11 protein-coding genes are annotated in these 15,226 nt (G+C 36.2%); 1 reads left to right on the top strand and 10 read right to left on the bottom strand.

The genetic code is table 11. The features are described 5' to 3' along the window. Nucleotides 1-3: 3 nt before the first annotated feature. From uvrA to FC70_RS01420, 5 genes are all read right to left on the bottom strand, one after another. Complete coding sequence (uvrA, locus tag FC70_RS01440) at nt 4-2,841, bottom strand: excinuclease ABC subunit UvrA (RefSeq protein ID WP_057889264.1); 2,838 nt, start codon at nt 2,839-2,841, stop codon at nt 4-6. An 18-nt stretch (nt 2,842-2,859) separates the two neighbouring features. Beyond that, nucleotides 2,860-4,863, bottom strand: a complete 2,004-nt coding sequence (gene uvrB, locus FC70_RS01435; protein ID WP_057889263.1) for an excinuclease ABC subunit UvrB — start codon at nt 4,861-4,863, stop codon at nt 2,860-2,862. Between the two features lie 109 nt (nt 4,864-4,972). Further along, nucleotides 4,973-5,614, bottom strand: coding sequence for a YfbR-like 5'-deoxynucleotidase (locus FC70_RS01430; RefSeq protein ID WP_057889262.1), 642 nt, complete (start codon nt 5,612-5,614; stop codon nt 4,973-4,975). A 46-nt stretch (nt 5,615-5,660) separates the two neighbouring features. Further along, on the bottom strand, nt 5,661-7,385 hold the full coding sequence (locus tag FC70_RS01425) for a phospho-sugar mutase (RefSeq protein ID WP_057889261.1): 1,725 nt from the start codon (nt 7,383-7,385) through the stop codon (nt 5,661-5,663). Between the two features lie 127 nt (nt 7,386-7,512). Beyond that, nucleotides 7,513-9,498 (bottom strand): ABC transporter ATP-binding protein/permease, encoded by a 1,986-nt coding sequence (locus FC70_RS01420; RefSeq protein WP_057889260.1) that lies wholly within the window; start codon nt 9,496-9,498, stop codon nt 7,513-7,515. A 239-nt stretch (nt 9,499-9,737) separates the two neighbouring features. Here FC70_RS01420 and FC70_RS01415 point away from each other — a divergent pair, with 239 nt between their 5' ends. Further along, nucleotides 9,738-10,352, top strand: a complete 615-nt coding sequence (locus FC70_RS01415; protein ID WP_057889259.1) for a TetR/AcrR family transcriptional regulator — start codon at nt 9,738-9,740, stop codon at nt 10,350-10,352. A gap of 40 nt (nt 10,353-10,392) precedes the next feature. On the opposite strand, the gene trxB is transcribed toward FC70_RS01415, so the two are convergent. The 5 genes from trxB to hprK form a co-directional block, all read right to left on the bottom strand. Continuing rightward, a complete protein-coding gene (gene trxB / locus FC70_RS01410; RefSeq protein WP_057889258.1) occupies nt 10,393-11,334 on the bottom strand; it encodes a thioredoxin-disulfide reductase in 942 nt (313 codons plus the stop codon). A 125-nt stretch (nt 11,335-11,459) separates the two neighbouring features. Then, nucleotides 11,460-12,359, bottom strand: coding sequence for a UTP--glucose-1-phosphate uridylyltransferase GalU (gene galU / locus FC70_RS01405; RefSeq protein WP_057889257.1), 900 nt, complete (start codon nt 12,357-12,359; stop codon nt 11,460-11,462). 50 nt (nt 12,360-12,409) lie between these two features. After that, the gene (locus FC70_RS01400) at nt 12,410-13,426 is read right to left on the bottom strand and encodes an NAD(P)H-dependent glycerol-3-phosphate dehydrogenase (protein ID WP_057889256.1); all 1,017 of its coding nucleotides are present in this window, start codon (nt 13,424-13,426) and stop codon (nt 12,410-12,412) included. A 29-nt stretch (nt 13,427-13,455) separates the two neighbouring features. Next, nucleotides 13,456-14,277: a prolipoprotein diacylglyceryl transferase gene (gene lgt, locus FC70_RS01395; protein WP_057889255.1), complete on the bottom strand. Its 822-nt coding sequence runs from the start codon at nt 14,275-14,277 to the stop codon at nt 13,456-13,458. A 6-nt stretch (nt 14,278-14,283) separates the two neighbouring features. Next, entirely contained in the window at nt 14,284-15,210 is a 927-nt protein-coding gene (gene hprK / locus FC70_RS01390; protein ID WP_057889254.1) for an HPr(Ser) kinase/phosphatase, read from the bottom strand. Between the last annotated feature and the right edge of the window lie 16 nt (nt 15,211-15,226).

Here is a 15,226-nt window from a genome sequence, read left to right as displayed (position 1 = left end):
AGACTATTTTTTAACTTTTCCACGTTCTAAAACAGGTTTCAAATATTTTCCTGTATAACTTTCCGTTACTTCAGCGACTTGTTCCGGTGTACCAACAGCAATCACATTTCCTCCGCCAGCTCCACCTTCTGGTCCTAAATCTATTAGCCAGTCCGAAGACTTAATCACGTCTAGATTATGCTCAATGACTAACACTGTATTTCCAGAATCTACTAACCTTTGAAGTACTCCTAATAACCGTTTAATATCTTCAGTATGCAATCCCGTAGTTGGTTCATCCAAAATATAAAAGCTTTTTCCGGCAGATTGTTTGTGTAATTCTGAAGCCAACTTCATCCGTTGTGCTTCTCCTCCAGATAGTGTAGTTGCCGGTTGACCCATGCTAACGTATCCAAGTCCAACATCAACAATAGTTTGTAATTTTCGAGTGATTTTTGGTAAGGCACCGAAAAAATCTAAACCTTCAGCAACCGTCATATCCAAAATATCGGCAATTGTTTTACCTTTATATTGCACTTCAAGTGTTTCCGAATTATAACGTTTACCATGACACACTTCGCAAGGCACATATACATCAGGTAAAAAGTTCATCTCAATTTTTAAAATTCCATCACCCTTACAGGCTTCGCATCGGCCACCTTTAACGTTAAAACTAAACCGGCCTTTTTGATAGCCCCGTAATTTAGCTTCATTGGTTTGTGCGAATAAACCACGAACATCATCAAATACACCAGTATAAGTAGCTGGATTACTTCGTGGCGTTCTTCCAATCGGTGATTGATCAATATCAATAATTTTCTCAATATTTTTGATGCCTTTAACTGATTGATACTTACCAGGCTTTTCAGAATTACGATTTAATTTCTGTGCGAGTACTTTTTTTAGAATTGAATTAACTAATGTTGATTTACCAGATCCTGAAACACCAGTTACGGCAATAAATTTACCTAAGGGAAAATCAACATCAATATTTTTTAAATTATTTTCAGCCGCACCGGTAATCGTAATTTTCTTACCATTACCTTGACGACGTTCACTAGGAACTTCAATAAATTTTTTACCCGCTAAGTATTGCCCTGTTAAAGATTTACGTGATTTTTCAACTTGCTTTGGCGTTCCAGCAGCCATCACTTCGCCACCAAGTTCCCCAGCGCCAGGACCAATATCAATTAAATAGTCAGCTGCACGCATCGTATCTTCATCATGTTCAACTACAATTAAAGTATTCCCTAAATCGCGCATTTTCTTCAGCGATTCAATTAACCGATCATTATCCCGTTGGTGTAATCCAATTGAAGGTTCATCCAAAATATACATTACACCAGATAAATTAGAACCAATTTGCGTTGCCAATCTGATTCGTTGCGCTTCTCCACCTGATAAAGTCCGAGCTGCCCGACTAAGATTCAAATAATCCAACCCAACATTTTGTAGAAATGATAATCGATCTCTAATTTCTTTTAAGATTGGTTTTGCAATCATTGCTTTTTGGTCTGAAAGTTTCAGTTGACCAAAAAATGGTATCTCATCACTAATCGGCTTTTCGGAAGCTTCGCCGATATGAATACCACCCACCTTGACGCTTAACGCCTCACGATTCAAACGATATCCATGACAAGTTTGACAAGTTAACTCCGTCATATACTTACGCATTTGATCACGTGTAAAGTCAGAATTAGTTTCCTTATAACGCCGTTCAACATTCGACAATACACCTTCAAATTCAACGTCTACATCACGAACACCACCAAAATCATTTTCATAATGAAAATGAAATGTATGTCCCGGATGTCCATCTAATATCATCCCCTGTTGACGATCAGTTAATTTATTAAATGGCTTATCCATGTCAATCTTAAATTGGGTTGCAAATTGTTCTAATAGGGCTGGATAGTATTGTGATGAAATTGGATTCCAAGGTGCAATTGCTCCTTCACGCAAGGTCAACTTACCATCGGGTACAATTAAATCCTTATCAACTTCCAGCTTCATTCCGAGTCCTTCACATTCTGGACATGCACCTAATGGGGCATTAAATGAAAACAACCTTGGTTCCATTTCACCAACTGCAAATCCACAAACTGGGCAAGCATATGATTCAGAAAACGGAATCTGTTCACCATCAATAATATCAGCAACGGCATAACCTTCACTTAAACGCAGTGCCGCTTCAAACGAATCAAATAACCGTGAGCGAATTCCCTCTTTAACGACGATTCGATCCACCACAATATTAATATCATGACGTTCATTTTTATCTAATTCTGGAACATCATCAACATCATATGTCTCACCGTCGACTTGCATTCGGACGAATCCTTCACGTTTTGCCTTGGCTAAGTTCTTTTTTTGGCCACCTTTTTTATTTCGTACAATCGGTGACAAGATTTGTAATTTAGTTTTTTCAGGTAATGCTAATACGGTATCAACCATCTGTTCTGGTGATTGACTCGTAATTTCTGTCCCATCATTCGGACAGATTGGCGTTCCCACTCGTGCCCATAACAATCGTAAATAATCATTAATTTCAGTAACAGTTCCCACTGTTGATCGTGGGTTCTTAGATGTTGTTTTTTGATCAATCGAAATTGCTGGTGACAAACCATCAATTGAGTCCACATCTGGTTTATCCATTTGGCCTAAAAATTGACGTGCATATGAAGATAAACTTTCAACATACCGACGTTGTCCTTCAGCATATAAAGTGTCAAACGCCAACGAACTTTTACCTGAACCAGATAGTCCCGTCACAACCACTAATTTATTTTTTGGAATTGATACATCAATATTTTTTAAATTATGTGCTCGTGCACCGTGAATCACAATTTTATCATTTGCCACTTTATTTTCCCCCTACGATTAGCCGATTTGTGATTTAAGTTCCATCACCGTATCGCGAAGCGTTGCCGCTTGTTCAAAATCAAGCCGCTTGGCTGCTGCTTTCATTTGTTCTTCCAATTGCTTAACCATTTCTTTTTGATCATCTTTTGCCATATCAGCAAAATCTTGTTCAGTAAATTGATCCTGTGTCCCAGTATCTTCAGTTTCCTTGACACTTGAAATTAAATCACGGATTTCTTTTTTAATTGTATGTGGTGTAATCCCATGTTCTTTATTATAGGCTTCTTGAATTTCACGACGGCGTTCAGTTTCACTCATTGCTGCCTTCATTGAGTCAGTAACTTTATCAGCATACATAATAACCTTACCGTTTTCATTTCGCGCAGCTCGACCAATCGTTTGAATTAATGATCGTTCATTACGTAAAAAGCCTTCTTTATCAGCATCAAGAATCGCCACTAAAGAAACTTCTGGTACATCAATTCCTTCACGTAACAAATTAATTCCCACTAAGACATCAAATTTACCTAATCGTAAATCACGAATAATTTGTGTCCGTTCAAGTGTTTTAATATCACTATGCAAATATTTTACTTTCAATCCCAAATCTTTAAGATAATCGCTTAAATCTTCTGACATTTTTTTAGTCAGCGTTGTAATAAATACTCGCTCATTACGTTCAATACGAAGATTAATTTCACCAACCATATCGTCAATTTGACCCATAACTGGCCGGACCTCAATCTCAGGATCAAGTAACCCGGTTGGCCGAATAATTTGTTGTACAACCTTATCCGTTTTTTCATATTCATATGGACCTGGAGTTGCTGACATATAAACCACTTGATTAATGTGCTTTTCAAACTCTGGTAATTGTAATGGTCGATTATCTAACGCGCTTGGTAACCGAAAGCCATAATCAACTAACATTTGTTTTCGTGATCGATCACCTTTATACATCCCCCGGACTTGTGGCATCGTCTGATGAGATTCATCAACAATTAATAGAAAGTCATCTGGAAAGAAATCTAATAATGTATATGGTGGTTCACCTGGTTTTCGACCATCCATATGTCGAGAATAGTTTTCAATCCCCGATGTATATCCCATTTCACGCATCATTTCAATGTCATATTCAGTTCGTTGTTTCAAGCGTTGTGCTTCTAATAATTTTCCTTCTTTATCCAACACTTTGAGTCGATCTTCAAGTTCAGTTTGAATATTATCAATTGCGGTTCCCATAATTTCATCATTAGTCATAAAATGAGTAGCTGGGAAAATTGATACATGATCACGATCACCAACAACTTCACCTGTTAATGAATCAACTTCTCGAATCCGATCAATTTCGTCACCAAAAAATTCAATTCTTAAGGCTCGTTCATCACGTGATGCCGGGAAAATTTCAACTATATCCCCATGCACTCGGAAACGACCACGTTGAAAATCAATATCATTACGTTCAAATTGAATATCGACCAATTCCCGTAATAATTGGTTACGTTCAATATCCATTCCAACACGCAAAGATAAGGCATGATCACGATATTCGTTGGGATCACCTAACCCAAAAATACTTGATACAGAAGCTACTACAATCACATCATTACGTTCTAATAAAGAACTGGTAGCTGAATGTCGTAATTTATCAATTTCATCATTAATCGCTGAATCCTTTTCAATATAGGTATCACTTGAAGGAACATAAGCTTCGGGTTGATAATAATCATAATAACTGACAAAATATTCAACCGCATTATTAGGAAAAAATTGTTTAAATTCTCCATACAGCTGACCAGCTAGTGTTTTGTTATGCGACAAAATCAAAGTTGGTTTATTAACATTTTTGATTACATTTGAGATCGTAAATGTTTTCCCAGTCCCAGTTGCCCCCAATAGAATCTGGGCTTTTTCACCAGATTCAATGCCGTCAGTTAACTCTTTAATTGCAGCAGGTTGATCACCAGTTGGTTGATATGGTGATACAAGTTCAAAATCTTTATCTTCTTGACGATAAATCATTCTTTAATCCCCCTGAATTTTCCTTAGTCATAAAAAAAGGAAAGCACATGCTTCCCTTTTCATGTCAATCAATCTTAACATACGAACATGCATTCGTCTAGCGTGTTGCCTAGTCCTGAATTTGATCCAAAATATGCTTCGTAATGCTATCCAATTGATTATTATTATCAGCATTATCCGCAATCAATTCTGGTAAAATTTCATGTAAAAAATATTGAACACTAGCCATTTGTTTGAACTCTAACATCGTGCGCAGACTTTCACGATAGATTTCAAGGTAAACGGGCTCCGGATTTCCTTTTTGAATTTCACCATATGATTCATACATTAAATCAATTTTATCAGCAACTGATAGTATCCGGCCCTCTAATGTGTCATCCTTGCCTTCAGATAATCGACGGCGATAAGCAGCTTGAAACTCTGCCGGAATTTCATTATTAACAAAATTTTCGGTTAATGAATCTTCAACATCTGCTAACATCGTGCGTAATTCATTTGTTGCATACTTAACCGGCGTTTTTATATCACCAATAAAACGTTCAGTATAATCATGGTTTAATGACTTTTCATACAAATCCCGCCAATTAACTTCATTGCCAGCATGTTCTTCAATATCACCTAACATTTGGGCGGCTTGGGCTACCTTGAAAGAATGAGCTGCTACCGTATGTTTTTCAAATTTAAAATACCCTGGTGCCCGACTAATCATTTCTAAGTCACTTAAACTATTTAAATATTGATGCATTCCCATTATTATTTCCCCCTGCAAAAAAAGCCTGGTTTCCCAGACTCATTTGTTATTTACTAAAATTATTCAAAGCTGTTTCAAATTCATTAATTTTTTGATCTGCTGCTGCTTTACTATCTGCACTAGTTCCAACATAAAACTTCAGCTTTGGTTCCGTTCCTGAAGGGCGAATTGCAATCCAAGTTTCATCATCCAAAATATACTTCAATACATTAGCAGTTGGTAATGTCATCTTTTTTTCATTACCCTTAGCGTCAGTTTCCGTTTGCAAACTGAAATCTTGCGTAGTTACAATTTTATGACCAGCAAATTCTGTTGGTGCTTCTTCACGGAACTTTTTCATCAAAGCCGTAATCTCAGCAGCACCGTTGATACCATCATAAACATTTGAAATTGTTTTTTCACTGAAATAACCAAATTCAGCAAACAATTCTTGTAAACCATCATACAGTGTCTTACCTTGACTACGATAAAATGCAGCTACTTCGGCTAGTAAGACTAATGATTGAATTGCATCCTTATCATGCGCAAATGGTTTGACTAAATAGCCATAGCTTTCTTCAAAACCAAACATATAAGTATGTTCACCAGTGGCTTCAAAATGTTCAATTTGTTCTGCAATGTACTTAAAGCCTGTCAAAACACTAATCATCTCAACGTTATAACTGGCAGCAATTTTAGTGGCAAATTCAGTTGAAACAATTGATTTAACGGCAGCGGCATTTTTTGGTAAATCACCAGCTTGCTTATGCGCCTCTAAAATATAGTGCAACATAATTGATGCAATTTGGTTACCGGTTAATAATTGATATTCCCCATTTGGTAATCTAACTGCGGTTCCTAAACGGTCAGCATCTGGATCAGTGGCAATTAAAACATCTGCATTCACTTTTTTGCCTAACTTAATAGCTAAATCAAACGCAGCCGCATCCTCTGGATTAGGCTTTGTAATGGTTGGAAAATCACCATCAGCAATTGCTTGTTCAGGTACAATTTCATAGTTAGTAAAGCCAGCATTTTGTAAAGCTTTTTCGCCAAGCATTTGGCCAGTTCCATGAAGCGGTGTATAAACTAGCTTCATATCTTTACCTTGTGATTTAGCTAAATCAGCGTTAATAGTCACGGTTTTAACAGCACTTAAATAATCTTGATCGAGATCATCACCAACAATTTTCATGATTCCCGCTGATAATAATTCATGTTCATTAACTGTTTTAATGGCGAATACATCTTCAACCTTGCGAATATAACTAGTGATTAAATCCGATTCCTTTGGTGGCATTTGACCACCATTTTCCCCATAAATTTTATAACCATTATATTCTTTTGGATTATGACTAGCAGTAATCATAATTCCCGCATATGTGTGTAGATGACGAACTGTAAATGATAGTTCTGGAGTTGGCCGTAAACTTTCAAACACAAACGATTTGATTCCGTGGGCTCCCAAAACTTCAGCTGCTGTATGAGCAAACGCAACTGAATAGTGACGTGAATCAAACGCAATGGCAACCCCACGTTCTTTCACGCTACTGTCTAGCGTATCCATAAATGCTGCTAACCCTTCAGTTGCTTGACGAACTGTATAAATGTTCATTCGATTAATTCCGGGTCCAAGTAGTCCTCGCATTCCAGCAGTTCCAAATGACATTGGTTCATAAAATGCATCTTCCAATTGTTCGTTTTGACCATCTAATTGTTTCAATTGCGTCATTAAATCTTTATCTAAATTTTTTTCGTTTTTCCAGATTTGATAAGTATCTTTCCAGCTCACTATACTATCTCCTTTTCGTATCCATTTTGCTATTAAGTATACCGCACTTAATTTATTGGGTACATAAAAAGCAGCCCTTAAAAGTAAATTTACTTTTAAAGACTACTTTATTTTAAAACAGATATTTTTAATCTGCTGCTAAAGCATCAATTGGGTTAAGCTTAGCGGCACTTCTTGCAGGTAATAACGCTGCTAAGAATGAAATTACAATTGCCAAGATAAAGGTCATGACAATATTACCTAATGAAATTTGGATCAAATCGTACTTAGCAATTGAATATAGGAATTGATTTAACAAATAACCTAATCCAAAGGCCAAGACAGTTGCTAATGCAGCTGAAATTAAACCAATTAATAACGATTCACTTGTAAACAAGCGACGAACATCAGCTTTACTTTCACCTAAAGCTCGTAAAATTCCGATTTCCTTAGTCCGTTCAGAAACTGACATGTACATCGAAACGATAATCATTAAGGCTGATACAACTAATGAAATTCCAGCAATTGCCATTAAGACATATGTTGCTAAATCAACAATTGTATTCACTGTTTTCAAAGTACTTCCAATTGTTGTCGCCTTGAAGACTCGTTGATTGTCCATCTTAATACTGTCAATTTTTTTAGAAACTGACTCAACATCTTTAGAATTATCAACATTAACAATCGTTGCTGATGGCTTAGTGGTTGCCCCAGCATCCTTTAAAACTGATTTCATGGTCGCACTAGACATAGCATTCATTGACGCACCACTTTGGCCAGCATCAACAACCCCTGAAATCGTTAATTTTTTACTAATCTGAACTGGGTTACCACTGTCATCAGTTGTAGTCCATTTAACATCAATTTTTTTACCAACGACTGATTTCCAGTCTTTACTATCGTAAACTTTGGCAACCGTCTTTTTATCAACAACGATTTCATCCTTGCCCGGTAAAGTTCCGGCCTTCAACATATCTTTTGAGAAGAACTTCGTCCAAGATTGAACCGTTGCTAATGTATAATCACGGCCACTCATACTAAATTTCATATTTGCAGCGACAAACATTGATTCAACGGAATCAACATGTTTAACATCAGCCATCTTTTTAATTTGAGCTTGGCTGAAAGAAGTTGTAGTTGGATCTGCCGAAGCAGACTGAGCGCCAGCTTCACTTTGACTCGATGCAGTTCCAGAAGTTTTGGTGTATCGCTGAACCATCATCGCATTGGGATTTACTAAAGAATCAACTTGGTCATTAATATAGCCCTTAATTCCGTTACCTAAACCACTAAACAATAACACAGCAAACAACCCAATTGCGGTCCCAATCATAATTAATGAATTACGACCAAAATTATACTTCAAATGCTTCCAAGCGTTACTATAGCTAGCACTTGCTGGTAATTTTCGACTTACAATTTTTGATTCATTCTTTACTTCAGGATATTTTTCACGAACTATTTTATCGTAATCGACTTTTCCATCTTCTAAATGAACAATTCGAGTCCCGAAATCAGCAACATCTTGTGAATGAGTTACTGCAATAACTAGCTTGCCTTCAGCGGCAATATTTCTCAAAATTTCAAGAACTTCTTCAGTATTAACCGCGTCTAATGCCCCGGTAGGTTCATCAGCAATAATAATTTCTGGATCAGCTGCCAATGCACGTGCAATCGCAACCCGTTGCTTTTGCCCACCAGATAATTGATTTGGATGCTTTTTAATTTGATCTTCCAAGCCAACCTTGATTAACATTTCTTTAGCACGTTCAACTCGTTGAGCTTGGGTTAGTTGTGCCATTTCAAGTGATGTCAAAACATTATCTAAGACAGTTAAATGACTAATTAAATTATATGATTGATAGATATAACCAATGGTGCCACGGCGATATTCATCCATTTCCTTTTCTTTATGATGATCAAGTAATTCTCCCTTAACCTGAACTTCACCCTCAAACTTACGGTCAAGTCCGCCAATGATGTTCATTAAGGTTGATTTACCACCACCTGATTCCCCAAGAATTGAAACGAATTCACCTAGTTCAAACTTTAAATTAATCCCTTTTAAAACTGGAAATTCTTCTTTTCCAAGATAATACGATTTACGAATATCTTTAAGTTCCAAATATGACATCCTATAATCTCCTTTTGTTTTTGAATACGAGTAATGATAACTCAATGAATTTTTTAAGTCAAGAAAAGTTAACATAAAGACAAAATGTTTAACTTTTCAATAAAATATGTTAAGCTATGTTTTATTAAAACAGTACCATGCTAAGTTAACCACATTAGCTTCATACTTTAAATATATATGCACCATGTGGTTAATTTATTAGTATAAGTGGTCATCGATAGAAAGGACTAGTCTTATTAATGAATCGTGAAGAAAAGAAGCGTTTAACGCGATTAAACATCTTAGTTATTTCAGAAAAGATGTTTTCAAAACAGGGAATTAAAAAAACTGATATTCGTGATATTGCCAAGCAATCCGGCGTATCAACGGTCACTTTCTACAAATATTTCCCCAGTAAAGATGAATTATTAACTCAAATTACAATTTTAAAATTAACTGAAGCTTCAGCCTCAATTAAAGAAGAATTAGAAGTATCGACTGATAATATTTTCTCAATTATGAAACGAATTGAGAATTTAATTGATGAAAAAGCTGGTGATTTAAATAATCCAGAGTTTGACGAATTTCTCGATATCGCTTTTTTTAGCAATCCGAAAGTAATTGTTGCTCAAGAAGAAATGACTAAGGGCATCGTAACTGCCATCTATAGTCAACTTAAAAAAACTGATCAACTAAAAAACAATATTACTTTGGAAGCGATGCTATTTTATGTTGATATGATCATTCAATATAGTCGCTTACCAAAAAATCGTAATTTATTTGGTCCCAATCATCAACGTCCTCATTCCAATCTTGAACAAGAAGTGCTTAATATCATTTTATATGGATTTATCAAACAGCCCGAAAAAAAATAATCGACGAAATCGTCGATTATTTTTTGTTTACTTATTCAGTTTAAACAGTTGCTTTATCATCTTTTAATTCTTCCAGATAATTAAAGACACCTTGTCCGGCAATTCCACCATCACCGACAGCAGTAGTGATTTGGCGCAACTTCTTATCACGAACATCACCAATTGCAAAGATTCCAGGTACATTGGTTTCCATTTGATCGTTAGTTACAACCCAACCTTGTTCATCCAAAATACCTAAATCTTGAAATGAATCAGTCATTGGTAAAACACCAACATAAATGAAGACACCACTAGCATCAATATCAGATTCTTCACCCGTTTGGTTATTTTTAATATGCACACCACCAACTTTTTGATCAGCAGCCTTAATTTCGGTGACTTCGCTATTCCAAATAAATTCCATTTTGTCATTAGCAAATGCACGCGTTTGAATAACTTGCTGTGCACGTAATTTATCACGGCGATGGACAACGGTAACTTTGTCAGCTAATTGAGTAAGATAAATTCCTTCTTCAATCGCTGAATCACCACCACCAATAACAACGACATGCTTATTTTTAAAGAATGCACCATCACAAACCGCACAATAAGAAACTCCTCGGCCTGATAATTCAGACTCTCCTGGAGCACCCAATTTACGATATTGTGAACCGGTAGCAATAATAATTGCTTTCGTTTCATATTCTTCCATATCCGTAGTCACTGTTTTAAACGAGCCATGATCTACAATATGATCCACTGTACCATAGGCATATTCAGCCCCAAACTGGGTTGAGCTTTCATACATTTCTTTGGATAAATCTGGGCCAAGAATTGACTTAAATCCAGGATAGTTTTCAACTTCTGCTGTATTGTTCATTTGACCACCATAAATCCCGCGATCAAGCATTAATACGGATAGATTGGCACGTGAAGCATATAGTGCAGCAGTCATACCACCAGGACCTGCTCCAATAACGATCACATCATAATTTTTTGCCATGTTCTCTCCTCCTAAAATTAATTCATATAATTATCTCACAATACACTGAATTAACTAATTTGTCGACTACTTCAACTCGACAAAAAAAGATGAACAGCTGTCCATCTTTTACTTAATTAAGTGAATTATTTACTAGCTTTTTCGTCTTCGGCAATTAACTTAGCACCTAAGTTTTTAATATATGATCGAAGTTCATCCTTAACTTGTGGATGCTTCAAACCATATTCAATATTAGTTTCAATCCAACCAAACTTATTACCAACATCATAACGTTGTCCCTTGAATTCATGAGCAAAGACACGTTGTGTTTTGTTTAATTCATCAATCGCATCAGTCAATTGAAGTTCGCCACCCTTACCAAGCGGAGTTCTTTCAAGAACATCAAATATTTCTGGTGTTAACAAGTAACGACCAATAATTGCTAAATCGCTAGGTGCTTCATCAGGATTTGGCTTTTCAACAAAGTTAGAAACATTATACAAGCCAGGTTTAACCTGTTCAATTGGGTTAATCACACCATATTTTTCAGTTTCTTCATGAGGAACCTTCATAACAGCTAATGTTGAAGCCCCAGTTTCCTTATATGAATCCATTAATTGACGCGTCAACGGAACCTTATCTTCCATTAAATCATCACCCAACATTACAACAAAGGGTTCGTCGCCAATAAAGGCTTTAGCAGTTAGCACTGCATCCCCAAGTCCACGTGGATGTGATTGACGAATGAAATATAAGTTAATGTCAGTGGTTTCTTGAACCATCTTTAACATTTCTTTTTTATTTTTTTCAATCAAGTTATTTTCAAGTTCTGGGTTAGAATCAAAATGATCTTCAATTGAACGTTTGCTCTTACCATCAACAACTACGATATCTTCAATTCCAGATTTACGAGCTTCTTCGACGATAAATTGAATTGTTGGCTTATCAACAATTGGTAACATTTCTTTAGCAAGTGCCTTTGTAGCTGGTAAAAATCGAGTCCCTAAGCCAGCAGCAGGGATAATTGCTTTTCTTACTTTTTTCATTAGTTAAATATTCCTTTCAGACTTTTAATAATGGAGTAATTATATCATATCTAGTCACGTTCTGAACGGATATGTCGTTGCATCAATCCATTAATTATAACTTTAACATCGGCATTTTCATACAACACCTTATATATTGACTCAATAATTGGCATTTCAACATGCCGTTCTTGACTCATTTCATAAGCGGCTTTAGTAGTATAAACACCTTCAATTACCATGCCCATGTCCTCAATCACATCATCTAATGATTTTCCTTGACCTAACTGATTACCAGCACGCCAATTTCGTGAATTAACGCTCGTGGCAGTTACGATTAAATCACCCACACCAGACAAACCAGAGAAAGTAAATGGATTAGCACCATAAGCTACGCCTAAACGTTTAATTTCATTTAAGCCACGAGTAATTAATGCTGCTTTGGCATTATCACGATAACCCATTCCTGATAAAATACCTGATCCAATCGCAATGATATTCTTTAAAGCTGATCCAAATTCGGCACCAACGATATCATCATTAGAATAGATCCGGAAATAATCATTATTAAATAAAACTTGAACTTCTTTCGCATGTGATTCATCGGCTGAAGCCGCTGTAATTGCGGTTAAATCCTTACGAGCAACGTCTTCTGCGTGGCTAGGGCCAGTGATTGCAACAATTCCACGACGATTAGCTGCTGGAATTTCTTCAGCTAAGATTTCAGATGGTCGCTTATAGGTTACTTGTTCAAGCCCTTTCGTCGCATGTAAAACCAATGAAGTTTGATTTAATTTAGCTAAAATAGTTCCAACTTTATTGGACACTTCACGAATTCCACCAGTTGGAATTGCAATTAAGACAACACTTGCCCCTTTAATTGCATCTTCCATATCTCCCGTCGCTGTTAACGTCGTTGAATATTTAAAATCTTTCATGTATTTTGGATTTTCATGTTGGTCATTTAAAATGTTAACCTGCTCTGGATTATGTGACCATAAATAAACATCATGGCCATTTTCTGATAATAAATTTGCTAATACACTGCCCCATGATCCAGCACCTAATACTGCAATCTTTTCTGTCATCAGTTGGAACTCCTTTCAAACCACATTCCTTATACTGCTTTTTTATCAGTTAAATACCAATTATTATTTGAATTTTTTCGACGAATAATAATTGTAATAATTGCACCAACAAATAAAATTACTGATAGTAATTGTGACACTCGAAGAGTATCACCAATCATCAAACTATCAGTTCTCATTCCTTCAACGAAAAAGCGACCAATCGAATACCAAATTAAATAACTAAGAAAAATTTCACCCTGTTTAAATAAATGAACTCGGTGTCTCAAACTGAATAAGATAACAAATCCAAGTACATCCCACACCGATTCATATAAGAAAGTCGGTACCCGATAATAACCATTAATATACATTTGATTAATAATGAAGGTCGGTAGATGTAGTGATTCTAAAAATACCTTACTTGTAATATTTCCAAATGCCTCTTGGTTCATGAAATTACCCCACCTGCCGATTCCTTGTGCAAGAATTACGGTTGGTGAAACAACATCCAGCATCGTCCACATTGAAATGAATTTTGAACGACAATATACATACATTACTAGTGTGGCTCCGATTAAAGAACCATAAATAGCAATTCCACCGTCCCAGACAGCAATAATTTCACCTACATGCTGTGAATAATATCCCCATTCAAAAATCACATAATAAGCGCGCGCAAAAATTATTGCTATCGGTAACGCCCATAAAATATAATCATAAAAATTATCTGCTTCTAAACCAACTCGTGAACCTTCACGGACTGATAAGGTTAACGCAATCAAAACTGCTGATGCGATAATCACTCCATACCAATGAATTTGGATTGGACCTAAATTAAAAAAAATCGGATTAATTGCAAGTACTGACATTAATTTTTAGTCCTTCGTTGAGTTTTCTTTAATTAACTTGTTTAAATTAGCATCAAAGACTTCAGTAGCATCGTAACCCATTGATTGTGCGCGGAAATTCATCGCTGCAGATTCAATAATAATTGCTAAATTACGACCCGTTTTAACTGGAATTGAAACTTTAGGTACGATAACATCTAAAATCTTTTGACTATCACCCTTATCACCTAAGCGATCAAATTGAACATCTGGTGCCCACGTTTCTAGGTTAACAATCAAATCAACGTCGTCTTCTTGCATTACTGCACCAGCACCATAAAGATTCATAACATCAATAATTCCAATTCCACGAATTTCCATCAAATGACTTAAAATAGCTGGAGCTGAGCCAACAAGTGTCTGTTCATCTTGGGCATAAACTTCAACACGGTCATCAGCAACTAAATGATGTCCACGACGAACTAATTCCAACGCAGTTTCACTTTTACCAACACCAGAATCACCAGTAATCATCACACCGATACCGTTGATATCAACAAGTACCCCATGCACTGACTGACGTTCTGCTAACTTACCACTAAGATAGTAAGTCATATTACTCAACACTCGTGATGAAGTTAAACTAGTTCCCAAAATAGGAATTTTGTTTTCTTCAGCCGCCTGTTTTAGTTCTTTAGGAACCTCCAGATCAGTTGAAACGACAAAAGTTGGTGTTTCAGGTGCACACATTTTTCGCATAACCATTAATAATTCGTCATGAGTCATATTTTTGGCAAAAGAAGTTTCTGTAATTCCCAATAATTGAATTCGCATAGCTGGATAATACTTAAAATATCCCGTTAACTCAAGTCCTGGTCGTGAGATATCACTAGTTGTGACCGGGCGATCCAAATATTTTTCACCTTGTAAAACTTTTAATCTAGTCTTTTTTACTAAGTCTGAAACAGTTACCATTGAATACTCCTCCTTA

The sequence above is a fragment of the Paucilactobacillus oligofermentans DSM 15707 = LMG 22743 genome (assembly GCF_001434315.1).
GTDB classification, from domain to species: Bacteria; Bacillota; Bacilli; order Lactobacillales; family Lactobacillaceae; genus Paucilactobacillus; species Paucilactobacillus oligofermentans.
The sequence above is the reverse complement of the archived record's forward strand: the minus strand, read 5'-3'. Positions and strand labels throughout refer to the sequence as shown.

Excerpts from the sequence above, each read along its gene's own strand:
- uvrB (WP_057889263.1), bottom strand. The coding sequence starts at position 4,863 with ATGATTTATCGTCAAGAAGATAAAGATTTTGAACTTGTATCACCATAT.
- FC70_RS01430 (WP_057889262.1), bottom strand. The coding sequence starts at position 5,614 with ATGGGAATGCATCAATATTTAAATAGTTTAAGTGACTTAGAAATGATT.
- FC70_RS01420 (WP_057889260.1), bottom strand. The coding sequence starts at position 9,498 with ATGTCATATTTGGAACTTAAAGATATTCGTAAATCGTATTATCTTGGA.
- FC70_RS01415 (WP_057889259.1), top strand. The coding sequence starts at position 9,738 with ATGAATCGTGAAGAAAAGAAGCGTTTAACGCGATTAAACATCTTAGTT.
- trxB (WP_057889258.1), bottom strand. The coding sequence starts at position 11,334 with ATGGCAAAAAATTATGATGTGATCGTTATTGGAGCAGGTCCTGGTGGT.
- galU (WP_057889257.1), bottom strand. The coding sequence starts at position 12,359 with ATGAAAAAAGTAAGAAAAGCAATTATCCCTGCTGCTGGCTTAGGGACT.
- FC70_RS01400 (WP_057889256.1), bottom strand. The coding sequence starts at position 13,426 with ATGACAGAAAAGATTGCAGTATTAGGTGCTGGATCATGGGGCAGTGTA.
- lgt (WP_057889255.1), bottom strand. The coding sequence starts at position 14,277 with ATGTCAGTACTTGCAATTAATCCGATTTTTTTTAATTTAGGTCCAATC.
- hprK (WP_057889254.1), bottom strand. The coding sequence starts at position 15,210 with ATGGTAACTGTTTCAGACTTAGTAAAAAAGACTAGATTAAAAGTTTTA.